Source organism: Burkholderia sp. RF7-non_BP4, assembly GCF_001521935.1.
GTDB lineage: Bacteria > Pseudomonadota > Gammaproteobacteria > Burkholderiales > Burkholderiaceae > Burkholderia > Burkholderia diffusa.
Map to the genome: position 1 here is coordinate 220,615 of NZ_LOTA01000028.1, position 25,386 is coordinate 246,000.

A 25,386-nucleotide genomic window follows, 5' to 3' on the forward strand; every position below is an offset into this window, starting at 1 on the left:
ATGGCGAAGACTGTGTCGAAACCGGCCAGCGGCGCGCTCGCGCCCTGGCTCGGCATTTCGCTGATCGTGATCCTGTTCGACCAGCTGTCGAAGATCGCGATCCTGAAAACGTTCGCGTACGGCGCGCAGCATGCGCTGACGTCGTTCTTCAACCTCGTGCTGGTGTACAACCGCGGCGCCGCGTTCGGCTTCCTGTCGACCGCGAGCGGCTGGCAACGCTGGGCGTTCACCGCGCTCGGCATCGGCGCGACGCTCGTGATCTGCTTCCTGCTGCGCCGTCACGGCCAGCAGCGGCTGTTCAGCCTGTCGCTCGCGCTGATCCTCGGCGGCGCGCTCGGCAACGTGATCGACCGGCTGATCTACGGCCACGTGATCGACTTTCTCGATTTCCACCTCGGCGCCTGGCACTTCCCGGCGTTCAACCTTGCCGATTCCGCGATCACGATCGGTGCGGTGCTGCTGATCTACGACGAACTGCGTCGCGTGCGCGGCTCGCGCTGAGCGCGCATACTCGGTGTCGACGGCCGGCTTCGCGCCGGCCGTTCCGTTTGACCCTTGGAGGCCTGAGTTGGCACACGCAGAACTCGCAGGAAAACACCTCGTTCTCGGCCTGACGGGCGGCATCGCCTGCTACAAGATCGCCGAGCTCACCCGGCTGCTGACGAAGGCGGGCGCGACCGTGCAGGTCGCGATGACCGAAGCCGCCACGCAGTTCATCACGCCCGTGACGATGCAGGCGCTGTCCGGCCGGCCCGTCTACACGAGCCAGTGGGATGCGCGCATCGACAACAACATGGCGCACATCGACCTGTCGCGCGAAGCCGACGCGATCGTGATCGCGCCCGCGTCGACGGATTTCCTCGCGAAGCTCGCGCACGGATTCGCTGACGACCTGCTGTCGACGCTGTGCATCGCGCGCGACTGCCCGCTGCTCGTCGTGCCTGCAATGAACCGCCAGATGTGGCAGAACCCGGCCACGCAGCGCAACGCCGCGCAACTGCGCGCCGACGGCGTGACGGTGCTCGGCCCCGATTCGGGCGCGCAGGCGTGCGGCGAAGTCGGCGACGGACGCATGCTCGAACCCGAGGCGATCTATGAAGCGATCGTCGCGCACTTCGCGCCGAAAGTGCTCGCGCACCGTCGCGTGCTGATCACGGCCGGCCCGACGTTCGAGCCGCTCGATCCGGTGCGCGGCCTCACGAACCGCTCGAGCGGCAAGATGGGCTTCGCGCTCGCGCGCGCCGCGCAGCAGGCCGGCGCCGACGTGCATCTCGTCGCGGGGCCGGTCGCGCTCGACACGCCGTGGGGCGTCTACCGCCAGGACGTGCAGACGGCACAGCAGATGTACGACGCGGTGATGCAAGCCGTGTCCGACGCCGACATCTTCATCGCGGTGGCCGCGGTTGCCGACTGGCGCGTCGATCATCCGGCCGAGCACAAGATGAAGAAGACGGCCGACCGCAAGATGCCGGCGCTCGCGTTCGTCGAGAACCCGGACATCCTCGCGTCGGTCGCGGCGCTGCCCGATCCGCCGTATTGCGTCGGGTTCGCGGCCGAAAGCGGCGACCTCGACGTGCACGGCGACGAGAAGCGCAAGCGCAAGAACGTGCCGCTCCTGGTCGGCAATCTCGGCCCGTTGACGTTCGGCCGCGACGACAACGAAGTCGTGCTGTTCGAGGCGGCCGGCCTCACGCGCCTGCCGCGCGCCCCGAAGGACGAACTCGCGCACGTGCTCGTCGCGGAAATCGCGAAGCGCCTGCCGGACAACCGCCTGATCTGATCACCCGCGCGGCGGCCCGCGCCGCCGCGCCCTTCCCGACCGATTCGACGACCGCATGAAACTCGATCTGAAGATTCTCGACACGCGCATGCGCGACTACCTGCCCGCCTACGCCACCACCGGCAGCGCGGGCCTCGACCTGCGCGCGTGTCTCGACGCGCCCGTCACGCTGCAGCCGGGCGAAACGACGCTCGTGCCGACCGGCCTCGCGATTCACCTCGCGGATCCCGGCTACGCGGCGCTGATCCTGCCGCGCTCGGGCCTCGGCCACAAGCACGGCATCGTGCTCGGCAACCTCGTCGGCCTGATCGATTCCGACTACCAGGGCCAACTGATGATCTCGACGTGGAACCGCGGCCAAACCGAGTTCGTGCTGAACCCGTTCGAGCGGCTCGCGCAACTCGTGATCGTGCCGGTCGTGCAAGCGCAATTCAACATCGTCGACGACTTCGCGCAAAGCGATCGCGGCGAAGGCGGCTTCGGCAGCACCGGCCGACACTGAACGACGCCGTGAAAAAAAGGGGCCTCGCGGCCCCTTTCCTTTTTCCGCGACCGTTCACCGATCGGCCGTCTGCGCAATCCACGCGGGCACGAGCTCGCGTCGCCGCGCCTGCACGATGATCGCGTAGATCACCATCGCGACGAGTACGCCGAGCAGCACCGCCGACGATCCGACGGTGCCGAGCGCGAGCCCGCCCTTGGCAACCGGTTTCGTCAGCAGGTCGCCGACCGTCGCCCCGAACGGACGCGTGAGCACGAACGCGGCCCAGAACAGCAGCACGCCCGAAATGCGCGTGAAATAGTGGGCCAGCACGATCAGTGCGAGCAGCCCGCCGATCAGCAGCGCGCCGCCGCCGAAGCCGAGGCCCGAGCTGTCCGCGAGAAAATCGCCGAGCGCGGTGCCGAGCGTGTTCGAGAACAGGATCGCGATCCAGTACAGCAGTTCGACCTTGCGCGTGCGGATCAGGTCGACCGACAGCGATTCGCCGCTCAGCCGCCATACCGCGAAGATCGCCAGCAGGATCGCGACGAGAATCGACGAGCCGGCGGCATAGCCGAGGCCGAGCGTCCGGTCCATGAAATCGGACATCGTCGTGCCGGCGGTGCTCGTCGCGACGATCACCGCCCAGTAGATCGCCGGGCGATACTGCGTCGTTCTGAGCTGGGCGCCCAGCGTCACGAGAAAGAAACCGAACAGCAGGATCGAGCTCACCGCATAGCCGACGTTCAGCGTCATCGACAGCAGGTCGCCACCGGTCTCGCCGAGCGTCGTCGCGCAGATCTTCATGATCCAGAACGCGAGCGTAATTTCAGGAAGTTTGTTCATTCGAACCCCTTTTTACAGATGGCGACGGACTGGCGTGCGCCAGCCCGATCGTGGACAGGTTCGAATGTAGTCGCCGCCGGCTTAACGGAACCTTAGCGGTGTGGCAGCGCCGCGCGGCCGCGGCGCGCGCAGCCACGCGTCAACGCGCGTGCCGGTGCCGGTAGTGCAGTGCGTACGCGAGCGTCAGCAGCACGACGAACACGACGCCGACCACCATCGTCATCCGGAATTCGCGCGTGAAAGCGGTCGTCAGCAGGATCGCGCCGACGAGCCCCGCACCGAGCAGGCTGCCGAACGGGTGCCCCCACATCCGGAACGCGAGCGCCGGGCCGCGATATTGCGCGCGAAAACGCAGGTGCGTGACGAAGATCATCAGCCATGTGAACAGTGCGCCGAACATCGCGATCGCCATCATCACGGTGAACGCGGTATCCGGCGACAGCGCGACCAGCACCGCCGCGACCGCGACGCCGCTGGTCGAGATCCACAGCGCCGCACGCGGCACGCCGTTGTTGCCGAGCCGGCCGAACACGGCCGGCGCTAGCTGCGCGCGCGACAGGCTGAACATCATCCGCGTCGTCACGTAGAGCTGGCTGTTCATCGCCGACAGCGCCGCGATCAGCAACACGAAGTTGATCACGCCGGCCGCATACGGCACGTGCGTCGCGGCCATCACCTTCACGAACGGGCTTTCGTCGGTGCCGGCCTGCGTCCAGGGCACGATCGCGAGCATCAGCGACAGCGTGAGCAGATAGAACAGCACGAGCCGGAACACCGTCGAGCGGAACGCGCGCGTGACCGCATGCTGCGGATCGCGCGCCTCGCCGGCCGCGATCGCGACCGCCTCGATGCTCATGTAGCTGAAGATCGCGACGATCACCGCGACCCAGGTGCCCCACGGCCCTTTCGGCATGAAGCCGTCGTGCGCGGTGTAGTTCGCGAAGCCGATGCCCGAAGCCGCCGGCGCCGACCACACGAGGTACGCGCCGAGCGCGATGAACACGACGATCGCCGCGATCTTCAGCAACGAGAACGCATATTCGACCGCCCCGTACAGCGTGACGCTCGCGAGGTTCACCGCGATCAGCAGCGCGGAGAAGCCGATCACCCAGTACCAGCCGGGGACGGCGGGGAACCAGTACTTCATGAAGACGGCGATCGCGCTGATCTCGGTGCCGATCGCGAACACGACCGCGAACCAGTACGCATAGCGCACGAGAAAGCCCGCGAGCGGGCCGACGTAATGCTCGGCGTACGCACCGAACGAACCGGCCGTCGGATGCGCGACCGTCATTTCCGCGAGCGCGCCCATCAGCAGCAGCGCGATCAGCGCGCCGATCGCGTACGAAACCAGCACGCTCGGGCCCGCGAGCCCGATCGCGAACCCGCTGCCGAGGAACAGCCCCGTGCCGATCGCACCGCCGATCGCGATCATCGCCATCTGCCCCGACGTCAGCGCGTGGCGCAATCCTTGTTCGCGCGCGACGATGTTGTCGAACGACCGTTGTTGTTGTGTCACCGCGTTACCACTCCCCTGCACCACCATCGCGCCACCGGCGCCAGATAAAGCGAAACGGCGCGGAAAACTTCCCGCGCCGTTCGCATGAACAACGAATTATCGCTTACTCGACTTCGACCGTCTCTTCGTTCGGCTTGTGCGGCGGATTCGCCAGCTTGTCGAACGACAACTGCACCTTGTCGTTTTCGTCGACGTCGACCGTCACGTGACCGCCATTGACGAGCTTGCCGAACAGCAGTTCATCGGCCAGCGCGCGACGGATCGTGTCCTGGATCAGCCGCTGCATCGGCCGCGCGCCCATCAGCGGGTCGAAGCCATGCTTCGCGAGATGCTTGCGCAACGCGTCGGTGAAGAGCGCGTCGACCTTCTTCTCGTGCAGCTGTTCCTCGAGCTGGATCAGGAACTTGTCGACCACGCGCATGATGATTTCCTCATCGAGCGAGCGGAAGCTGATGATCGCATCCAGACGGTTGCGGAACTCCGGCGTGAACAGGCGCTTGATGTCGGTCATCTCGTCGCCCGTCTCGCGGCGCGTCGTGAAGCCGATCGTCGCCTTCTGCATCGACTCGGCGCCCGCATTCGTCGTCATGATGATGATGACGTTGCGGAAATCCGCCTTGCGGCCGTTGTTGTCCGTCAGCGTGCCGTGGTCCATCACCTGCAGCAGCACGTTGAAGATGTCCGGATGCGCCTTCTCGATTTCGTCGAGCAGCAGCACGCAGTGCGGCTTCTTCGTGACGGCTTCGGTCAGGAGGCCGCCCTGGTCGAACCCGACGTAGCCCGGCGGCGCGCCGATCAGGCGGCTCACCGCGTGACGCTCCATGTATTCCGACATGTCGAAGCGGATCAGCTCGATGCCGAGCGTGAACGCGAGCTGGCGCGCCACTTCGGTCTTGCCGACGCCCGTCGGGCCGGAGAACAGGAACGCGCCGATCGGCTTGTCCATCTTGCCGAGGCCCGCGCGCGCCATCTTGATCGACGCCGCGAGTGCGTCGATCGCCGGATCCTGGCCGAACACGACGCTCTTCAGGTCGCGATCGAGCGTCTGCAGCTTGCTGCGATCGTCCTGCGACACGCTCTGCGCCGGCACGCGCGCGATCTTCGAAATGATTTCCTCGATCTCGCTCTTGCCGATCGTCTTCTTCTGCTTCGACTTCGGCAGGATGCGCTGCGCGGCGCCCGCTTCGTCGATCACGTCGATCGCCTTGTCGGGCAGGTGACGGTCGGTGATGAAGCGTGCCGACAACTCGGCCGCGGCCGACAGCGCACCCGACGAATACTTGACGCCGTGATGCTCCTCGAAGCGCGACTTCAGCCCGCGCAGGATCGCGACCGTCTGCTCGACGGTCGGCTCCGTCACGTCGACCTTCTGGAAGCGCCGCGACAGCGCCGCGTCCTTTTCGAAGATGCCGCGATATTCGGTGAACGTGGTCGCGCCGATGCACTTGAGCGTGCCCGACGACAGCGCCGGCTTCAGCAGGTTCGATGCGTCGAGCGTGCCCCCCGAAGCGGCGCCCGCGCCGATCAGCGTGTGAATTTCGTCGATGAACAGGATCGCGTGCGGCCGTTCCTTCAGCTCCTTCAGCACCGTCTTCAGACGCTGCTCGAAGTCGCCGCGATACTTGGTGCCCGCGAGCAGCGCGCCCATGTCGAGCGAATACACCTGTGCGTTCGCGAGGATGTCCGGCACTTCGCCGCGCGTGATGCGATAGGCGAGCCCTTCGGCGATCGCGGTCTTGCCGACGCCGGCTTCGCCGACGAGCAGCGGATTGTTCTTGCGGCGGCGGCACAGCACCTGCACGACGCGCTCGACTTCCGGCTCGCGACCGATCAGCGGATCGATGCGGCCGTCCTTCGCCATCTGGTTCAGGTTCTGCGTGAACTGCGCGAGCGGGGTTTCCTTTTGCGCGTTCGCGTCTTCGCTTTCCGCGTTCGCGTCGGCCGACTTCGCGGCTTCGCCGCCGTTCGTCTTCGCGATGCCGTGCGAAATGAAGTTCACCACGTCCAGGCGCGTGACGCCCTGCTGCTGCAGGTAATAGACGGCGTGCGAGTCCTTCTCGCCGAAGATCGCGACCAGCACGTTCGCGCCGGTGACTTCCTTCTTGCCGTTCGACGTCGACTGGACGTGCATGATCGCGCGCTGGATCACGCGCTGGAAACCGAGCGTCGGCTGGGTATCGACATCGTCGGTGCCCGGGACGGTAGGTGTGTTGTCGTGGATGAAATTGCGCAGGTTCTGACGCAAGTCCTCGATGTTGGCCGCACACGCGCGCAACACCTCGGCTGCCGTCGGATTATCCAGCAGGGCCAGCAGCAGATGCTCGACCGTAATGAACTCATGGCGCGCCTGGCGTGCTTCCATGAACGCCATGTGCAGGCTGACTTCCAATTCCTGGGCAATCATGCTTCCTCCATCACGCACTGCAGCGGATGCCCGGCCTGCCGCGCATGGGTAACGACTTGCTCAACCTTGGTCGACGCGATGTCCCGCGTATAGACCCCACAAACCCCTCGCCCTTCACGATGGACCTTCAGCATGATCTGCGTGGCCGTCTCGCGATCCTTCTTGAAATACTCCTGTACGACCATCACGACGAACTCCATCGGCGTGAAGTCGTCGTTCAGCAGCACCACCTTGTACATCGAAGGCGGCTTGAGCTTCTGCTGCTTGCGTTCCAGGACGGTGCTGTCCTGCTTGTCCGGGATAATCGCCATACACCCATTCTAAACAACTCGGACAGGCCCGCAATCCTGCCATTACCCGACCGACCGGCCGGCGCCCTCCCTGGTTCCCGACGACTCGCGATCGTCTTCGTGCCATACGAAAGCCGGCTGCGGTGCCGGCTTTCACGCGTGGCGCGGAACACGAACCGTCAGGGGGAAACCGCACCGGACCGTCGCATCCGCATCCAGTATCCCACAAGCCGGGACGACTCGATCGCGTGTCACTCGAGCCTGGTATATGAGCCGATTATGCGACTTTTCAAGTCCGCGCGCTCGGCGGCATGCTGCAAAGCAAAGCCGGAAAAACCCTGAAAATGGGTTCTTTACAACGGCCCTCTAACCGTCTAAAAATTCCGCTTGACACTCAAATAAAGAGCGCCAACAATCAAGCTGGCACTTTTTTCAACTCGTCGGTTGGCGAAATGAAAGAGGCCGAAGGTGAGCTTGTGAGGGGGGAACGGCTGTATTTTCCGGTCGTTTAGCTTTTCGAGCGTGCTCGTGGTAAGTAGCAGCGACTGTGTGACAGGGGAAGTAGGAAAATGGCAACTGGTATCGTTAAGTGGTTCAACGACGCGAAGGGCTTCGGTTTCATCACTCCCGACGAGGGCGGTGAAGATCTGTTTGCGCACTTCTCGGCCATCAACATGCAGGGCTTCAAGACCCTGAAGGAAGGCCAGAAGGTTAGCTTCGAGGTCGTTCAAGGGCCGAAGGGCAAGCAAGCGTCGAACATCCAGGCCGCGTAAAGGCACCGGATATCAGACGAAGAAACCCGGCATTGCGCCGGGTTTCTTTTTTTCAGGCCGGCCACGCGTTAATTCGATTGGCCGGCCTTTTCGTTCAATCCCGATAATTGAACATGTATTGTCTTGTCTCACGCGCAGATCGAATGCCGTCATACGCGTGAAACATATTCAATACTCGTTACACGACCTTCAGCGTGCCCATCATGCCGAGATCCTCGTGTTCGAGAATATGGCAGTGAAACATGCGCTCGCCGGGCATGTCCTGCCTGACGAGCATCGTCACGGTCTCGCCGCTGCGCACGTTCACGGTGTCGCGCCACGCGCGGAACGGTTCGCTCGAGCGCGTGCCGTCCGATGCGCGCTCGATCACCTGGAATTGCGTGCCGTGCAAATGGAACGGGTGATCCATGTCGGTGGCGTTGCGAATCGCCCACCGCTCGACGTCGCCGCGGCGGCTCGTCAGCGTCGCACGGTGCGGCGCGTAGGTCGCGCCGTTGATCGTGAAGCGCATCCCGGCCGGGCGGCCATGCGCCGGGCTGTTCATCATCGCGTCCATGTCCATCTCCTCGCCGAACGCGACCTCCTTGTGCGCAACCGGTTCGCCGAGGGCAGGCACCGCGCGCAGCGTGGCCGGCAGCGCACGGGCGGCGGCCGGCACGAACGTGACGTCGGCGAGCGGCAGCGCCGGATCGGGCGGCAGACTGCCGTGGCCGCCGTCGTGCGACATCGCCATCTTGCGGCGGTCGTATTCGGCCACCTGCAGCACCGCGCGTGACGCGCGATCGCCCGCGCGCACCAGCAGTTCCGCGCGCTCGCCCGGCGCGAGCACCAGCGACGTCACGCGGCGCGGCGCATCGAACAGCCCGCCGTCGGTGCCGACCTGCTCGAACGCTCGGCCGTCGTCGAACGCAACGCGCAGGTAGCGCGCGCTGCACGCGTTCCACACGCGCCAGCGCTCGTCGCCCGCGACGTCGATCCGCGGCCGGCGCGCACCGTTGACCAGCACGAACTGACCTTCGCGGCCGTTCATCCAGTCCATCATGTCGTTCGGCGCAATCGTGCCGTCGCGCGCGAGCTTCAGGTCGGACACGAACAGGTTGCGCTCGGGCCAGCCGGCGAGCGGATCGTCGGCGGCACGCACGACGAACGGGCCCGCCAGCCCGCGGAACACCTGCTCGGCGGTCATCATGTGCGGGTGCGGGTGATACCAGTAGGTGCCGGCGCTCCCCTTCGGCAGCGTGAAGCGATACACGCGCGATGCGCCCGGCGCGACGGGATCCGACGGGTTGCCGTCCTGGTCGGGCGGCACCGGCAGGCCGTGCCAGTGGATCGTCGACGGCTGCGGCAGCTTGTTCACGAAGCGGATTTCGACCGTGTCGCCCTCGCGCACGTCGATCAGCGGCCCGACCACCGGCCCTTGCGTGCCCGCGCCGAATTGCCAGAACGTCGTCGGACGCGCACCGCGCAGCATCGGACGCGCAACCGGCTGGGCGACCAGCGTCGCGCGAAACGTGCCGGGCTCGCGGCTTTCGTTCGCGAGCGTGCGCAGCGACGCGAGCGGCGCGCCGGACGGCAGCGCATCGGCCGCCGCGAGCGCGGCCGGCGCCGGTTTCGCGTGCTGCGCGTGGTCTGCCATCCCTGACATGCCCGACATACCCGGCATGTCGTCCATCTGATCCATGCCGGCCATGCCCGTATGACCGGCATGCTGCGCCCAGGCGGTGCGCGCAAACAGCGATGCCGCCGCAACGCCGATGGCGCGCGACAGGAAGGTTCTCCGTATCATCAATCGTTCCTCGTTATTCGTGCTGCGTCGCGCGGCCGTCGCGACGCTCGCGCCGGCCGGCACGAAGAAGCGCTCGTGCGCGACGCGAATCCTGATGCCCGCGTCATCATAACCGCAGCCCCCGGGCGAGGCGCGGCGACGGCGAGCGAGCGTCGATACGACGCAGCGCGCGGCCGGTCGGACGAACGGACCGGACTCGGATCATCGAGCGTTTTCGATCTTCGCCAGGTCCTGCGGCACCTCACCGCAATCGGCGCCGCCCGCTTTCGCCACGCCCCGTCGAGACGATTCGTCCCTGCCGCTCATCCCGCGATCGGCTTGCCTGGCGCCACCCATATGCGAACCCGCCAATTTTTCACGATGCGGAACAAGTCCCTGCGTTATAAAAATTCGTGGTGCACGGCACAAATTGGTTGTTTCGCGATGCCAAAAAACGTTCCGCAATACAAAACGCGCGAAATAAACCACTGTTTTTACGGAAGAATTTTTGTTTCGAGAAAGCGCTCTACGCGCGCCATCGGGCGCGGCCCCGGACGTAGACTTTGTCCCATGCACTGACGCTTCGCCACGACGGTCGATACGGAATCCGGCGCAAGCAGCCAGACGGGCCACGGCCGGACGAACCGGCGGGCGGCACAACAGAATCGCTTGTGATCAGAAAGGGAGAACGGAAATGAAGGGATTTCGCTTTGGTTCAGCGCTCGGGTCGTTCTACATCCTGCCGGGTAACGGCGGCTGGGAAGCGACGTTCGGCAACGCCCTGCTCGGCGCGTTCTCGTGCCCGGAAGTGGCGGCCGACCACATCTCCCGCGGCGACTGCGAGCAACTGTCCGAACTGGATACGGCCACGCTCGAAGTGCCGCACGAAATCGCCGAGTGGGAAATCGTGCACGTCTGAATGGCACGCCGGCAACGAAAAACGCCCCGGGTGACCGGGGCGTTTTCATGTTCGGCGGAACGGCGAGCCGCCAGGCCCGCCGCATCGGCTGGTGCCGCCGCCGCTGCCGTGGCGCGCGCGGGAGCGCGGCCCGCGTCAGGCGACTGCGTCGACGATGCCGTTCAGCGTTGCGCTCGGACGCATCGCCCGGCTCGTCAGCTCGACGTTCGGACGGTAGTAGCCGCCGATCGCCTGCGCGCTGCCCTGCGCCGCCGACAGTTCTTCCAGGATGCGCGCCTCGTTGTCGGACAGCGCCTTCGCGACGCCTTCGAACTGCGCCTTCAGCGCGGCGTCCTCGGTCTGCTCGGCCAGCGCCTGCGCCCAGTAGAGGCACAGATAGAAGTGGCTGCCGCGGTTGTCGAGGCCGCCGACCTTGCGCGCCGGCGATTTGTTCTCGTCCAGGAACTTGCCGGTCGCCTGGTCGAGCGTCTTCGCGAGCACGAGCGCCTTCGGGTTCTGATACGCGTTGCCGAGATGTTCGAGCGACGCGGCCAGCGCGAGGAATTCGCCGAGCGAATCCCAGCGCAGGAAGCCTTCCTCGACGAACTGCTGCACGTGCTTCGGCGCCGAGCCGCCCGCGCCCGTTTCGAACATCCCGCCGCCGGCCATCAGCGGCACGATCGACAGCATCTTCGCGCTGGTGCCGAGTTCCATGATCGGGAACAGGTCGGTCAGGTAGTCGCGCAGCACGTTGCCCGTGACCGAGATCGTGTCCTTGCCCGCGCGGATGCGCTCGAGCGAGAAGCGCGTGGCGTCTTCCGGCGTCATGATGCGGATGTCGAGGCCGTTCGTGTCGTGATCCTTCAGGTAGCGTTCGACCTTCGCGATGATCTGCGCGTCGTGCGCACGTGCCGGATCGAGCCAGAACACGGCCGGCGCGCCGGTCGCGCGGGCGCGGTTCACCGCGAGCTTGACCCAGTCCTGCACCGGCGCGTCCTTCGTCTGGCACATGCGCCAGATGTCGCCCGACTCGACCGCGTGCTCGAGCAGCACGTTGCCGGCGTCGTCCGTGACGCGCACGACGCCGTCGGCCGGGATCTGGAACGTCTTGTCGTGCGAACCGTATTCCTCGGCTGCCTGCGCCATCAGGCCGACGTTCGGCACGCTGCCCATCGTGACCGGGTCGAATGCGCCGTGCTGCTTGCAGTCCTCGATCACGGCCTGGTAGACACCCGCGTAGCAGCGGTCCGGAATCACGGCCTTCGCGTCGTACAGTTCGCCGTCCGGGCCCCACATGCAGCCCGACTCACGGATCATCGCCGGCATCGATGCGTCGACGATCACGTCGCTCGGCACGTGCAGGTTCGTGATGCCCTTGTCCGAGTTGACCATCGCGAGGCGCGGACGCGCTGCGTATTCGGCCTTGACGTCGGCTTCGATCGCTTCGCGCGTGTCGGCCGGCAGGTCCTTCAGGCGCGCGTACAGGTCGCCGATGCCGTTGTTCGGGTTGAAGCCGGCCTGCGCCAGCACGTCCGCGTGCTTCGCGAGCGCGTCGCGGTAGAACACCGACACGAAGTGACCGAACAGGATCGGGTCCGAGACCTTCATCATGGTCGCCTTCAGGTGCACCGAGAACAGCACGTCCTGCGCCTTCGCGTCGGCGATCTGCGCTTCGATGAAGCTGCGCAGCGCCTTGCGGCTCATCACCGATGCATCGATGACTTCACCGGCCTTCACGGCCGTCTTTTCCTTCAGCACCTTCTTCACGCCGTCGGCCGTCGTGAGTTCGATCTTCACGCTGCCGGCATCGGCGATCAGCGCCGACTTCTCGCTGCCGTAGAAGTCGCCTTCGCTCATGTGCGCGACGTGCGCCTTCGACGTCGCCTTCCATGCGCCCATCTTGTGCGGGTGCTTGCGTGCGTAGTTCTTGACCGACAGCGGCGCGCGACGGTCGGAGTTGCCTTCGCGCAGCACCGGGTTCACCGCGCTGCCCTTGATCTTGTCGTAGCGGGCCTTGACGGCCTTCTCTTCGTCGGTCGACGGCTCTTCCGGGTACGCCGGCAGCTTGTAGCCCTGCGCCTGCAATTCGGCGATCGCGGCCTTGAGCTGCGGCACCGATGCGCTGATGTTCGGCAGCTTGATGATGTTCGCTTCCGGCTTCAGCGTGAGCTGGCCCAGTTCGGCCAGATCGTCGGAACCCTTCTGCTCCGGCGGCAGGACGTCGGCGAATGCCGCGATGATGCGGCCGGCGAGCGAGATGTCGCGCGTTTCGACGGCGACGCCCGACGAGCGCGTGAAGGCCTTGACGATCGGCAGCAGCGAATAGGTCGCGAGCGCCGGCGCTTCGTCGGTGAGGGTATAGATGATCTTGGGCGAAGTGGACATGGTCGATGCGTTGCTACGTGAAAATTTGGGACTGAGGAGCGCCGACGGTAATCGGCGGGGAGCGACCGGGTCGATCGCGAAAGGGGCGTGCCGGCTAGCCGGACGGTGGTGTTGCGAGGGCCGTCATGTTCTACCTTGCAGGGCGTGCGGGCCGCATCGCGGCGCCGCGGCCCGCATGCCGGACCGCCCTGCCAACAAACCTGCCGTTCATGAAATGCCCCGGCGCCGGCAGTAGGCGCCGGGGCTGCCGGCGGTCCGCCGGCCTGCCCCGGAACGGGACTTACATGTTCTCGATCAGCACTTCGCCGAAGCCGGAGCACGACACCTGCGTCGCGCCTTCCATCAGGCGCGCGAAGTCGTACGTGACGCGCTTCTGCAGGATCGACTTCTCCATCGCGGCGATGATCGTATCGGCCGCTTCCGTCCAGCCGAGGTGGCGCAGCATCATTTCCGCCGACAGGATCTCGGAACCGGGGTTCACGTAATCCTTGCCCGCGTACTTCGGCGCCGTGCCGTGGGTCGCCTCGAACATCGCGACCGAATCCGACAGGTTCGCGCCCGGCGCGATCCCGATGCCGCCGACCTGAGCGGCCAGCGCGTCGGAGATGTAGTCGCCGTTCAGGTTCAGCGTCGCGATCACGTCGTATTCGGCCGGGCGCAGCAGGATCTGCTGCAGGAACGCGTCGGCGATCGAATCCTTGATGACGATCTCGTTGCCCGTCTTCGGGTTCTTCACGCGCATCCACGGGCCGCCGTCGATCAGCTCGCCGCCGAACTCCTTCTGCGCGAGCGCGTAGCCGGCGTCACGGAACAGGCCTTCCGTGAACTTCATGATGTTGCCCTTGTGCACCAGCGTGACCGACTTGCGATCGTTGTCGATCGCATACTGGATCGCCTTGCGCACGAGACGCTCGGTGCCTTCCGTCGACACGGGTTTGACGCCGATCCCCGAGGTTTCCGGGAAGCGGATCTTCTTCACGCCCATTTCTTCCTGCAGGAACTTGATGACCTTCTTCGCCTGCTCGGAGCCCGCGGCCCATTCGATGCCTGCGTAGATGTCTTCCGAGTTCTCGCGGAAGATCACCATGTCGATCTTTTGCGGCTCGCGCACCGGCGACGGCACGCCCTTGAAATACTGGACCGGGCGCAGGCACACGTAGAGGTCGAGTTCCTGGCGCAGCGCGACGTTCAGCGAACGGATGCCGCCGCCGACCGGGGTCGTGAGCGGCCCCTTGATCGACACCACGTATTCCTTCAGCACCTGCAGCGTTTCGTCCGGCAGCCACACGTCCGGACCGTACACCTTCGTCGCCTTCTCGCCCGCGAAGATCTCCATCCAGTGGATCTTGCGCTTGCCCTTGTAGGCATGCGCGACCGCCGCGTCGACGACCTTGATCATCACCGGCGTGATGTCGAAGCCCGTACCGTCGCCTTCGATATAGGGAATGATCGGCTGATCGGAAACGTTGAGCGAGAAGTCCTTGTTGACGGTGATCTTGTCACCGCCCTCCGGAACCTTGATGTGCTGATACGGCATGATCGACTCCAGTGACGTGGCTGAGCAGGTGATGCTGGTCGAAACTGCGCGCGCGGCGAGGTGGCCCTGCCACCCTCGTGACGGCAACAGCGAGCGCTATTCTAGCGCCCCAACCGGGGCCGGCGGCACGAAGCGCGACGCTGCGTATCAAGTCTTCCCTTATGTCTTATATAAGACAGAGGACTTGCCGTTCCGTATTATGCATTAAGATTCCGCCATTTGCCATAGACCGCCCGTCCCGCTTCCCGCGGCACGTCGGGCGGGCGCCTCGACATGACCCTGATCGCCCTCAACAAGCCGTTCGGCACGATTTGCCAGTTTTCCGCGCACGAGACGCGGCCGTCGCTCGGCGACTGGGTGAAAGCACCCGGCGTCTACCCGGCCGGCCGGCTCGACGCGGACAGCGAGGGCCTGCTGCTGCTCACCGACGACGGCGCGCTGCAGGCGCGCATCGCCGAGCCGCGCCACAAGCTCGTCAAGCGCTACTGGGCGCAGGTCGACGGCGCGCCGGGCCCGGCCGACCTGAAGGCGCTCGCGCGCGGCGTCGATCTCGGCGACTACGTGACGCGCCCGTGCCGCGCCGAATTCATCGAACCGCCCGACACGCTGTGGCCGCGCAATCCGCCGATCCGCTATCGCGCCGCGATCCCGACCACGTGGATCGAACTCGCGATCACCGAAGGCAAGAATCGGCAGGTGCGGCGCATGACCGCCGCGATCGGTTTCCCGACGTTGCGTCTCGTGCGCGTCGGCATTGGCGCGCTCGACATATTCGCGCTCGGCATTGCACCGGGCGAAACAATCGCGCTGCCGCCGCGCGCCCCATGGGACGGTTTTGCACGCGCTGAATGACGCATTCCGGTCGCGTGAATTTTTCGTCATCTTTTTCGTCAACCGCCTGCGAAGATCGCGCGTTAAACCACGCAGATGCCAACCTTAGCTATCCGGCATTGGCAGCCGAATCCGTGTTTGCGTCACGAAAGCGACGTTTTCATCGAATACGATTCGGCGCCCGCAGCGCAATGAGAAATTTCTCGAAGCGTCTGTCAACCGAAAGGTGGATGGCACCGTTAGACGACATGACTCCTATTGCCGGGTCATTTGGTTAATTAACTAAAGCTGAGGAACACAACATGAACAAACTGATCGCTGCTCTGGTCGCTGGCCTCTTCGCAACGGCTGCTTTCGCACAAGCTTCGGCTCCGGCCGCTCCGGCTGCTGCTGCTCCGGCAGAAGCTGCTTCGGCACCGGCTAAGAAGGCAACGCACAAGAAGCACCACGCTGCTAAGAAGCACCACGCAGCCAAGAAGGCAGCTAGCGAAGCCGAAGCACCGGCAGCTGCTTCGAACTAAGTAAGCAAGCTGTAATAACGCAGTCAAGAACACGCAGTCTTGCCGTTCTTACGGCGTTGAAAGGCAGATCACCGCGAGGCGATCTGCCTTTTTCTTTTTTGTGCCCGCCGGCGCGCTTCGCGTACCATGCGGGTCTCGTTTTCCCGATAGGAGCCCTGCTGTGCGATTCTCCCTGCGCTCGTCGCTCGGCCGCCTTGCGCGCGCCGCCGTGTTTCCCGCCGCGCTCGCCGTCCTCGCGCTCGGCATGCAGACCGCCCACGCGCAGATGCCGCCCGGCGCCAAGCAGCCGAGCGAGTTCCCGCGCGCGAAGCTGCGCGCCGGCATGTACGTGATCGACGCGGCCGTCGCCGCGAACGACGCCGACCGCGAACAGGGGCTGATGTACCGGTCGCAGCTCGCGCCGAACGAAGGCATGCTGTTCGTGTTCAACGAGAACGCCGTGCACTGCTTCTGGATGAAGAACACGCTGATCCCGCTGTCGATCGCGTTCATCCGCGCGGACGGCACGATCACCGACATCGACGAGATGAAGGCCGAGACGACCGACAACCACTGCCCGCGCAACAACGGCGTCTATGCGCTCGAAATGAGCAAGGGCTGGTTCGCGGCGAAGGGCATCAAGCCGGGCATGAAGCTCGAAGGCCTGCCCAAGGCCCAGTAACGGCCATTGCCGCGGCGCCGCCGCACGTCGACCGAAGCCGGCCGCCCATTCTTGTGTTGGGCGCCGGTTTTTTTTTCGCCGGCCGACGCCGACGCGCGCCTTGATTCGGCCAATGCTGCCCGCATCTGCAAAAGCCACGGACAAGCGCTATGCTTTAAATCTCGCTAGTTCCAGCCCGGGCCGGTGCAGCCGGCCCGCTTACGATCCGAACCACCAGGAGGTTCACGTGCCCCGCAAAACCCCCATCGAGCGCTATCGCAATATCGGGATCAGTGCTCACATCGATGCCGGCAAGACCACGACGACCGAGCGCATCCTGTTTTACACCGGCGTGAGCCACAAGATCGGTGAAGTGCACGACGGCGCGGCCACGATGGACTGGATGGAGCAGGAGCAGGAACGCGGCATCACGATCACGTCGGCCGCGACCACGGCCTTCTGGAAGGGCATGGCCGGCAACTATCCGGAACACCGGATCAACATCATCGACACCCCCGGGCACGTCGACTTCACGATCGAGGTCGAGCGCTCGATGCGCGTGCTCGACGGTGCGTGCATGGTCTACGACTCGGTCGGCGGCGTGCAGCCGCAATCCGAGACCGTGTGGCGCCAGGCGAACAAGTACAAGGTGCCGCGCATCGCGTTCGTCAACAAGATGGACCGCGTCGGCGCGGACTTCTTCCGCGTGCAGCGCCAGATCGGCGAGCGCCTGAAGGGCGTCGCCGTGCCGATCCAGATTCCGATCGGCGCGGAAGATCATTTCCAGGGCGTCGTCGATCTCGTGAAGATGAAGGCGATCGTCTGGGACGACGAAAGCCAGGGCGTGAAATTCACGTACGAGGACATCCCGTCGAATCTCGTCGAGCTCGCGCACGAATGGCGCGAGAAGATGGTCGAAGCCGCCGCGGAAGCCAGCGAGGAACTGCTCGAGAAGTACCTGCACGACCATGAATCGCTGACCGAGGACGAGATCAAGGCCGCGCTGCGCCAGCGCACGATCGCGAACGAGATCGTGCCGATGCTGTGCGGCAGCGCGTTCAAGAACAAGGGCGTGCAGGCGATGCTCGACGCGGTGATCGACTACCTGCCGTCGCCGGTCGACGTGCCCGCGATCCTCGGCCACGACTTCCACGATCCGGAGAAGCCGGCGGAACGTCATCCGAGCGACGACGAGCCGTTCTCGTCGCTCGCGTTCAAGATCATGACCGACCCGTTCGTCGGCCAGCTGATCTTCTTCCGCGTGTACTCGGGCGTCGTCGAATCGGGCGACACGGTCCTGAACGCGACGAAGGACAAGAAGGAGCGGCTCGGCCGGATCCTGCAGATGCACGCGAACGAGCGCAAGGAAATCAAGGAAGTGCGCGCGGGCGACATCGCGGCGGCGGTCGGCCTGAAGGAAGCGACGACGGGCGACACGCTGTGCGATCCGGCCAAGCCGATCATCCTCGAGAAGATGGAATTCCCGGAGCCGGTGATCTCGCAGGCGGTCGAGCCGAAGACGAAGGCCGACCAGGAAAAGATGGGCCTCGCGCTGAACCGTCTCGCGCAGGAAGATCCGTCGTTCCGCGTGCAGACCGACGAGGAATCCGGCCAGACGATCATCTCGGGGATGGGCGAGCTGCACCTCGAAATCCTGGTCGACCGGATGAAGCGCGAGTTCGGCGTCGAGGCGACGGTCGGCAAGCCGCAGGTCGCGTATCGCGAGACGGTGCGCACGACGGCGGCCGATGTCGAAGGCAAGTTCGTCAAGCAGTCGGGCGGGCGCGGCCAGTACGGGCATGCGGTGATCACGCTGGAGCCGAACCCCGGCAAGGGCTACGAGTTCCTCGACGAGATCAAGGGCGGCGTGATTCCGCGCGAATTCATCCCGGCCGTCGACAAGGGCATCATCGAAACGCTGAAGAGCGGCGTGCTCGCGGGCTACCCGGTCGTCGACGTGAAGGTGCACCTGACGTTCGGCTCGTACCACGACGTCGACTCGAACGAAAACGCGTTCCGGATGGCCGGCTCGATGGCGTTCAAGGAAGCGATGCGCCGCGCGAAGCCGGTGCTGCTCGAGCCGATGATGGCGGTCGAGGTCGAGACGCCCGAGGACTTCATGGGCAACGTGATGGGCGACCTGTCGAGCCGGCGCGGCATCGTGCAGGGGATGGAGGACATCGCGGGCGGCGGCGGCAAGCTGGTGCGCGCCGAGGTGCCGCTTGCCGAGATGTTCGGCTATTCGACGTCGCTGCGCTCGGCGACGCAAGGTCGTGCGACGTACACGATGGAGTTCAAGCAGTACGCGGAAACGCCGGCGAACGTGTCGGAAGGCGTGATCAACGCGAAAGTGAAGTAAGCGCGGGGTGCGCGCCCTGCTGCGCGCAGACCTCAGGCCCGTCCGGTTCCGGACGGGCTTTTTTTCGTCCGTCCGACGCAGCACGGCTGGGTGGCCGACGCCCCGACGCCGTTTTTGATCGGCACGCCAGGCCATTTTTGCGCATGCCACAATGCATCGCGATTCGTCCGATGGAACCAGCCCGATGCCGCCCACCCCTGCCCTGCGCCGACTGCTGATGCTGTATGCCGGCCTCATCGCCGCAAATGTCGCCGTCTGGCTGTGGGCGCTCGCGGTGCTGCACGACCATCCGCTGCTGCTGGGCACCGCGGCGATCGCGTACGGGCTCGGGCTGCGTCATGCGGTCGACGCCGATCACATCGCCGCGATCGACGTCGCGACGCGCAAGCTGATGCAGGACGGCCAGCGTCCGGTGACGGTCGGCCTGTTCTTCTCGCTCGGCCACTCGACGATCGTGGTCGTCGCGACGCTCGGCATCGCGCTGAGCGCGTTCGCGCTGCGCGACCGCTTCGACGCATTCCGCGAGATCGGCGGCACGATCGGCACGGCGGTGTCCGCGACCTTCCTGCTCGTGCTCGCGTGCATGAACCTGGCGATCCTGCGCGACGTGTGGCGGCGCTATCGCGGCGCACCGGACGCGGCTCCCGGCGCCGCGCACACGCATCGCGCGAGCGGCATCGTATCGCGGCTGCTGCGTCCGCTGTTCCGGTTCGTGTCGAGAAGCTGGCACATGTATCCGGTCGGCGTGCTGTTCGGCCTCGGTTTCGATACTGCAACAGAAATCGCGTTGCTCGCGATCGCGGCCACGCAGGCGAGCCACGCGCTGCCGATCCATTCGGTCATGCTGTTTCCCGCGCTGTTCGCGGCCGGCATGACGCTGATCGACTCGACCGACAATGTGCTGATGATCCATGCGTACGGCTGGGCGATGGACGATCCGCGGCGCAAGCTGCTCTATAACGCGAGCATCACGCTGCTGTCGGCGGCCGTCGCACTGGCGGTCGGCGGGATCGAAGCCGCCGGCCTGCTCGCCGACAAGCTGTCGCTGACGGGCCCCGTACGCGATGTGCTCGACGCGCTTGGCGCGCGCTTCGGCGCGATCGGTTACGGCATCGTCGCGCTGTTTCTCGTCGCCTGGATCGCGTCGATCCTCTGCCACCGCTGGCCGCGCGCTGCCGACACGACGGCGCGATAGAACTAGTCAGACGTTTCATTTCGGAAACAAAAAGCTCACGACGGCGTATCACGCGCTGTCACGCGATACATGCGCGCCTTGCGCCACGGACATGGCCGGCCGTTGGCACGAATCTCGCAGTTAGGGATTCGCACGGCGGGCCCGCGGGCCGATTCGTGTTCCCGGCTGGCCTCTGACGCCAGTCCGACACGCATCGGCCGCCGATACGACAATGCATCGTTGCTGGTCCCCTGCATCACACGTTGATGGTCGCGCGTGACGAGGCATCGCGCGCATCGGGGAGATCAATAATGAGCAGAACGAATCAACGGTCCCGCACGGCGGGACGGTGCTATCGCACGACCCTGCTGGCCGCAGCCGCGTTTGCGTGCTGCTGTTCTTACGCGATTGCTCAGGACTCGATGCCCGACGTCGCGTCCGACCCGACCGCCAGCGCAGACCCCGTCATGATGCTCGCCGAGGACTCGGCGTCCTGCGCCGCCGGTCCGGCTGCTTGCGCGGTACACATATATGCCGGCCGCGGCGCTGTGGGCAGCGGTGCCGGAAGTACCTCTGGCGGTAGCAGTCCGGGGAACAGCGGGAATGGCGGAAGCGGCGCCGTCGGGCCTGCGGGCGTCGGTGGATCGATCGGGGCGACATCCGGTGGTACGAGCGGAACAGGTCGTAGCGGCGGTGCATCGGGCAACGGGGGTAAAGGCGGCGGGACCTCGGGTAACGGCACTTCGGGTGGCGGTTCCTCGGGTGGCGGCTCCTCGGGTGGCGGCTCCTCGGGTGGTGGTTCCTCGGGTGGCGGTTCCTCGGGTGGCGGTTCCTCGGGTGGCGGTTCCTCGGGTGGTGGCTCCTCAGGGGGCGGCTCCTCGGGTGGTGGCTCCTCGGGTGGTGGTTCCTCGGGTGGTGGCTCCTCGGGTGGTGGCTCCTCAGGGGGCGGCTCCTCGGGTGGTGGCTCCTCGGGTGGTGGTTCCTCGGGTGGTGGCTCCTCGGGTGGTGGTTCCTCGGGTGGTGGTTCCTCGGGTGGCGGTTCCTCGGGTGGTGGCTCCTCGGGTGGCGGCTCCTCGGGTGGTGGCTCCTCGGGCGGTGGCTCCTCGGGCGGCGGCTCCTCGGGCGGCGGCTCCTCGGGTGGGCATGGGGGCGGTGGTAACGGCGGCGGCAGCGGCGGTAGCGGCGGCGGCGGTGGTGGTCACGGTAATGGTGGCGGCAGCGGCAGCGGCAACGGCGGCGGCGGCGGCGGCGGCGGCGGCGGCAGCGGCAGCGGCGGCGGCGGCGGCGGCGGCGGCGGCGGCAGCGGCAGCGGCAGCGGTGGCGGTACCGGCGGTGGCAACGGCGGTCACGGCAATGGTGGCGGTACCGGCGGTGGCAGCGGCGGTGGCAGCGGCGGTGGCAGCGGCGGTGGCAACGGTGGCAACGGTGGCGGCGGTGGCGGCGGCAGCGGCGGTACCGGCGGTGGCAACGGCGGTCACGGCAATGGTGGCGGTACCGGCGGTGGCAGCGGCGGTGGCAACGGTGGCGGCGGCAGCGGCGGTACCGGCGGCAACGGCGGTCACGGTAATGGTGGCGGCACCGGCAACGGCGGCGGCAGCGGCAGCGGCGGCAGCGGCGGCAGCGGCGGCAGCGGCGGCAGCGGCGGCAGCGGCGGTGCCGGCGGTGGCAACGGCGGTCACGGCAATGGTGGCGGCAGCGGCACCGGCGGCGGCAGCGGCAACGGTGGCCACGGCAACGGCGGCGGCAACGGTAATGGCAACGGGAGCGGCGGCGCCGGCAACGGCGGTGCCAACGGTGTCGGGAACGGCAATGGCGGCGCCGGCGGCAACGGCGGATCGGCCGGTGGCCATGGCCACTGATCGACGCATCGCCTGACCCGCTACGGTCAGAGCATTTCGAGCGCGCGCTTGCTGCGCGGCGGACGGAAATAGCCGTCGAGTTGCGCGCGCTCGTCATCGCTCAACACGAGATCGAGCGCCGCGCGATTGTCGCGGACATGTTCGATCCGCGATGCCTTCGGGATCGCGAATACACCCGGCCGCGCGAGCACCCAGGCAAGCGCGACGCGCATCACCGACACACCGCGTTGCCGCGCGATCTCGTCGAGCGGCGAACGCTTCGGCAGCCGCCCGTGATCGACCGGGCTGTATGCCATCGCCGGCATCCGGTGCTTGGCGAGCCATGGCAGCAGATCGAATTCCGGGCCGCGCCGCGCGACGTTGTAGAGGATCTGGTTGGTCGCGCACGCGCCGCCGCCCGCCTCGTCGACGAGTTCCGCCATGTCGGCCGTATCGAAGTTGCTGACACCCCAATGGCGGATCTTGCCCGCACGCCGCAGCGCCTCGAATCCTTCGACCGTCTCCTCGAGCGGCACCGAACCACGCCAGTGCAGCAGGTACAGGTCGAGACGGTCGGTACGCAAACGCTTGAGGCTCGCTTCGCACGCGGCGACGACGCCCCGCCGGCTCGCATGATGCGGATACACCTTGCTGACAAGGAACACGCCGTCGCGCAATCCGGTCAGCGCCTCCCCGACGAGCACCTCGGTCGCGCCGTCGCCGTACATCTCCGCGGTATCGACCAGCGTCATCCCGAGCGCGATACCTTCGCGCAATGCGGCGATCTCGTCCGCGCGACGCGCGGGCCGCTCGCCCATTTCCCATGTGCCCAGGCCGAGCTTCGGAATGGTCTCGCCGTCCGGCAGGACGACCGTGGCGATCGTGTCTGTCATGCGCTCCTCGCTGCGGATTGGTGGCCGCGCACCCGCGGCCGTAGCATCGAATACGACGCATCAGTGTAGTCAATCGGTGCGGCGTCCACCTGCTGCACGGCAAAAACCGGATATAACGGCGCCGCATGATGACTTAGAATGGCCGGCAATCTGATCGATACCCATTCCATGAAGGCACCCACGGACGACCGCTGGCAGGACCTGCGCCCCGACCCCGAGAACGATACGCCGCTCTACCTGCAGCTCGCCCGCAAGCTCGGCGACGCGATCCACGACAATCGCTGGGCGGCCGGCGAGGCGCTGCCGTCCGAACGCGTGCTGTCCGAAGCGCTCGGCGTGTCGCGCATCACCGCGCGCAAGGCGATCGCGCTGCTCGTCGAGCAGGGCTTGATCCGCCGCACGCAAGGCGCCGGCAACTTCATCCAGCCGCGCTACGAGGATCCGCTGTCGCGGCTGTCGAGCTTCAGCGAGATGCTCGAGCGCCGTGGCTTCAAGCCGAGCTCGCAGTGGCTCGAACGCGAGATTCAGCCGGCGAACCGCGACGAAGTCATCCAGCTCGGCCTGTCGCCGGCCGCGTCGGTTACACGGCTGAAACGCCTGCGCCTCGCCGACGGCATCGTGATGGCCGTCGAGAACTCGACGTTTCCCGCCACGCTGATTCCCGATCCGCAAGCGATCGGCGGGTCGCTGTACAGCTATCTCGAAGCACGCGGCACGCCGATCGTGCGCGCGCTGCAGCATTTCCGCGCGGTCAACGCGACCGACGAGATCGCGCAGCAGATGGGCATCGCGCCGCACGACGCGCTGCTGCTGATCACGCGAATCGGCTATACGGCCGACCAGCGCGCGATCGAGCTCACCGATACCTACTGCCGCAACGACTACTACGACTTCGTCGTCGAGCTGCGCAAGTAATGCGCGCGGCGCCGCCCGCGCTCATCGCCAGCGCGCTTCGTCCGTGCCGAGCGGCACGGGCGGCCGCGTGAATCGCGGCGGCGTCGCCGACAGGCGTTCGGCCGGACGCACGGCATCGATCACGCCGAACGGCGAAGCGGTCCGGTCGATCCGGTCGCGCACGTCGTCGAACGTGAAATCCGGTGCATGCAGGCCGTCCGGCACCGTGCCGAACGATTGCAGCCAGCGCCCCGTCTGCGCGAGCGACAGCCGCACGTGCCAGCTCCCGCCTTCCGTCGCACGGCGCGCGAGCGCGATCATCGCGCCGAACGCCGCGAGATAGCCCGTCGCATGATCGAGCGCCTGGCACGGCAGATGGCGCGGGCGATCCGCGTGCGCGGCATGCTGCTCGTGCCAGGCGATACCGCTCGCCGACTGCACGAGGCTGTCGAAGCCGCGCCGCATCGACCACGGCCCCGCATGCCCGTACGCGGATACCGACACGCACACGATGCCGGGCCGCAATTCCGCCAGCGCCTGCGGAGAGAACCCGCGCGCCGCGAGCGCGCCGGGGCGATAAGCCTGCAGGAATACATCGGCATCGCGTGCGAGTTCGCGCAGCGTGGCAACGCCGGCCGCCTCGCGCAGGTCGATCCACGTCGAACGCTTGCCGCGCCCGTTGTCGATCACGAGCGATGCGATGTTCGGCAGGTGCGGACCGTTGACGAGCAGCGTCTGCGCACCGTGCGATGCCAGCGTGCGGCCCGCGACCGGCCCCGCGATGATGCGCGTGAGATCGAGCACGCGCACGCCCGCGAGCGGCTGGTCGGGCTCGCCGCGGCCGATCGCCTCGACGGGCGCGTCGCCGATCCGCTCGATCTCGAACAACGGCAGCGACGCGAGCGCGCGTGCCTGGTCGTGCGCCACCCATTCGTCAGGGGTTCTGATCAATGCCGCGCACAGGCCGGCCTCGGCCAGCGCGGTATCGAGCGCCGCGCCGTCCCATGTGCGGATCGCGGCGGCAACGTCGTCACGCTGCGGGCCGCAGCCGAGCACGTCGAGAATCCCGTGCAGGTGATGCGGAAAGTTTGCATGCAGCTGGATCCAGCGTCCGTCGCGCGTGTCGTAGAAGCCCGTCACCGGATGGCGCGGCTCGGGCGGCAGGCCGTCGTCCACGCGCAGGTAGCGTTCGCTCCGGAATGCGACGAGCGCGTCGCGCATCGATACGTCGACGCGCTGCGCGATGCCCGTGCGCAGCCGGTGGCATTCCGCCGCCGCGAGCCCGGCTGCCGCGATCGTCGCCGCGGCGAGCGTGCCGACGTGGAACGTCGACGGCAGCGTCGGGTCCTGCCCCGTCACGGCCGCGCGGGCCAGCGCGCCGGGTTCGCCGTGCGCGAGTTGCCACAAGCGGGTCAATGCGAGTTCGGGTGTCATGGTGGAAGCGAACCGTTGAGGAGACGGATTCGAGTCTAGAATTCGCGACGGGCGCGATCAATCTTGATTGCGCGAATCAATGCATAACGAATAGTTGTAGCCGGGCCGCGCTTCATGCGCCCCG

22 protein-coding genes are annotated in these 25,386 nt (G+C 66.4%); 12 read left to right on the plus strand and 10 right to left on the minus strand.

The genetic code is table 11. The annotated features are described in order from the left end of the window. From lspA to dut, 3 genes are all read left to right on the plus strand, one after another. The gene (gene lspA, locus WS49_RS10890; RefSeq protein ID WP_059527727.1) at window positions 1-501 is read left to right on the plus strand and encodes a signal peptidase II; all 501 of its coding nucleotides are present in this window, start codon (window positions 1-3) and stop codon (window positions 499-501) included. A 67-nt stretch (window positions 502-568) separates the two neighbouring features. After that, window positions 569-1,780 carry a bifunctional phosphopantothenoylcysteine decarboxylase/phosphopantothenate--cysteine ligase CoaBC gene (gene coaBC / locus WS49_RS10895; protein ID WP_059527730.1) on the plus strand — a complete coding sequence of 404 codons (1,212 nt, stop codon included), beginning with the start codon at window positions 569-571 and terminating at the stop codon, window positions 1,778-1,780. A 55-nt stretch (window positions 1,781-1,835) separates the two neighbouring features. Beyond that, on the plus strand, window positions 1,836-2,282 hold the full coding sequence (gene dut / locus WS49_RS10900) for a dUTP diphosphatase (RefSeq protein ID WP_059527733.1): 447 nt from the start codon (window positions 1,836-1,838) through the stop codon (window positions 2,280-2,282). Between the two features lie 54 nt (window positions 2,283-2,336). Here dut and WS49_RS10905 read toward each other — a convergent pair whose 3' ends face one another. The 4 genes from WS49_RS10905 to clpS form a co-directional block, all read right to left on the minus strand. Continuing rightward, entirely contained in the window at window positions 2,337-3,107 is a 771-nt protein-coding gene (locus WS49_RS10905) for a COG4705 family protein (RefSeq protein WP_059527736.1), read from the minus strand. A 139-nt stretch (window positions 3,108-3,246) separates the two neighbouring features. Further along, the gene (locus WS49_RS10910; RefSeq protein WP_059528313.1) at window positions 3,247-4,626 is read right to left on the minus strand and encodes an amino acid permease; all 1,380 of its coding nucleotides are present in this window, start codon (window positions 4,624-4,626) and stop codon (window positions 3,247-3,249) included. Window positions 4,627-4,729: 103 nt separating this feature from the next. Continuing rightward, complete coding sequence (gene clpA / locus WS49_RS10915; RefSeq protein WP_059527738.1) at window positions 4,730-7,030, minus strand: ATP-dependent Clp protease ATP-binding subunit ClpA; 2,301 nt, start codon at window positions 7,028-7,030, stop codon at window positions 4,730-4,732. Then, window positions 7,027-7,341, minus strand: a complete 315-nt coding sequence (clpS, locus tag WS49_RS10920) for an ATP-dependent Clp protease adapter ClpS (protein WP_006398529.1) — start codon at window positions 7,339-7,341, stop codon at window positions 7,027-7,029. The genes clpA and clpS overlap by 4 nt, the downstream gene beginning before the upstream one ends. Window positions 7,342-7,631: 290 nt before the next feature. On the opposite strand from clpS, the gene WS49_RS34955 reads away from it, so the two are divergent. After that, window positions 7,632-7,832 (plus strand): hypothetical protein, encoded by a 201-nt coding sequence (locus tag WS49_RS34955; protein ID WP_156437253.1) that lies wholly within the window; start codon window positions 7,632-7,634, stop codon window positions 7,830-7,832. A gap of 57 nt (window positions 7,833-7,889) precedes the next feature. After that, the gene (locus tag WS49_RS10925; RefSeq protein WP_004196460.1) at window positions 7,890-8,093 is read left to right on the plus strand and encodes a cold-shock protein; all 204 of its coding nucleotides are present in this window, start codon (window positions 7,890-7,892) and stop codon (window positions 8,091-8,093) included. 178 nt (window positions 8,094-8,271) lie between these two features. Here WS49_RS10925 and WS49_RS10930 read toward each other — a convergent pair whose 3' ends face one another. After that, on the minus strand, window positions 8,272-9,879 hold the full coding sequence (locus WS49_RS10930; RefSeq protein WP_059528315.1) for a multicopper oxidase family protein: 1,608 nt from the start codon (window positions 9,877-9,879) through the stop codon (window positions 8,272-8,274). Window positions 9,880-10,552: 673 nt separating this feature from the next. On the opposite strand from WS49_RS10930, the gene WS49_RS10935 reads away from it, so the two are divergent. Further along, window positions 10,553-10,777 carry a hypothetical protein gene (locus WS49_RS10935; RefSeq protein ID WP_006490888.1) on the plus strand — a complete coding sequence of 75 codons (225 nt, stop codon included), beginning with the start codon at window positions 10,553-10,555 and terminating at the stop codon, window positions 10,775-10,777. Between the two features lie 135 nt (window positions 10,778-10,912). Here WS49_RS10935 and WS49_RS10940 read toward each other — a convergent pair whose 3' ends face one another. Together WS49_RS10940 and icd are read right to left on the minus strand one after the other, a co-directional pair. Beyond that, window positions 10,913-13,141, minus strand: a complete 2,229-nt coding sequence (locus WS49_RS10940) for an NADP-dependent isocitrate dehydrogenase (protein WP_059527741.1) — start codon at window positions 13,139-13,141, stop codon at window positions 10,913-10,915. Between the two features lie 280 nt (window positions 13,142-13,421). After that, complete coding sequence (icd, locus tag WS49_RS10945; protein ID WP_044845581.1) at window positions 13,422-14,678, minus strand: NADP-dependent isocitrate dehydrogenase; 1,257 nt, start codon at window positions 14,676-14,678, stop codon at window positions 13,422-13,424. A 273-nt stretch (window positions 14,679-14,951) separates the two neighbouring features. Here icd and WS49_RS10955 point away from each other — a divergent pair, with 273 nt between their 5' ends. The 5 genes from WS49_RS10955 to WS49_RS10970 all read left to right on the plus strand — a co-directional run bounded on the left by WS49_RS10955 (window position 14,952) and on the right by WS49_RS10970 (window position 20,224). After that, window positions 14,952-15,530, plus strand: a complete 579-nt coding sequence (locus WS49_RS10955; RefSeq protein ID WP_059527744.1) for a pseudouridine synthase — start codon at window positions 14,952-14,954, stop codon at window positions 15,528-15,530. Between the two features lie 281 nt (window positions 15,531-15,811). Then, window positions 15,812-16,030, plus strand: coding sequence for a hypothetical protein (locus WS49_RS33390; RefSeq protein WP_072444916.1), 219 nt, complete (start codon window positions 15,812-15,814; stop codon window positions 16,028-16,030). A gap of 160 nt (window positions 16,031-16,190) precedes the next feature. Continuing rightward, entirely contained in the window at window positions 16,191-16,691 is a 501-nt protein-coding gene (locus WS49_RS10960; protein ID WP_059465624.1) for a DUF192 domain-containing protein, read from the plus strand. A 226-nt stretch (window positions 16,692-16,917) separates the two neighbouring features. Continuing rightward, window positions 16,918-19,029 (plus strand): elongation factor G, encoded by a 2,112-nt coding sequence (gene fusA / locus WS49_RS10965; protein WP_059527747.1) that lies wholly within the window; start codon window positions 16,918-16,920, stop codon window positions 19,027-19,029. A 184-nt stretch (window positions 19,030-19,213) separates the two neighbouring features. After that, window positions 19,214-20,224 (plus strand): HoxN/HupN/NixA family nickel/cobalt transporter, encoded by a 1,011-nt coding sequence (locus WS49_RS10970; RefSeq protein WP_059527750.1) that lies wholly within the window; start codon window positions 19,214-19,216, stop codon window positions 20,222-20,224. A 917-nt stretch (window positions 20,225-21,141) separates the two neighbouring features. Here the strand turns inward: WS49_RS10970 and WS49_RS36490 are convergent. After that, window positions 21,142-22,053 carry a hypothetical protein gene (locus tag WS49_RS36490; protein WP_059527753.1) on the minus strand — a complete coding sequence of 304 codons (912 nt, stop codon included), beginning with the start codon at window positions 22,051-22,053 and terminating at the stop codon, window positions 21,142-21,144. Window positions 22,054-22,088: 35 nt separating this feature from the next. Beyond that, window positions 22,089-22,934 carry an aldo/keto reductase gene (locus WS49_RS10980; RefSeq protein ID WP_059527756.1) on the minus strand — a complete coding sequence of 282 codons (846 nt, stop codon included), beginning with the start codon at window positions 22,932-22,934 and terminating at the stop codon, window positions 22,089-22,091. Between the two features lie 168 nt (window positions 22,935-23,102). Here WS49_RS10980 and WS49_RS10985 point away from each other — a divergent pair, with 168 nt between their 5' ends. After that, window positions 23,103-23,849, plus strand: coding sequence for a GntR family transcriptional regulator (locus WS49_RS10985; RefSeq protein WP_059528318.1), 747 nt, complete (start codon window positions 23,103-23,105; stop codon window positions 23,847-23,849). A 21-nt stretch (window positions 23,850-23,870) separates the two neighbouring features. On the opposite strand, the gene WS49_RS10990 is transcribed toward WS49_RS10985, so the two are convergent. Next, window positions 23,871-25,262, minus strand: coding sequence for a CoA transferase (locus WS49_RS10990; protein ID WP_059527759.1), 1,392 nt, complete (start codon window positions 25,260-25,262; stop codon window positions 23,871-23,873). Window positions 25,263-25,386 lie beyond the last annotated feature (124 nt).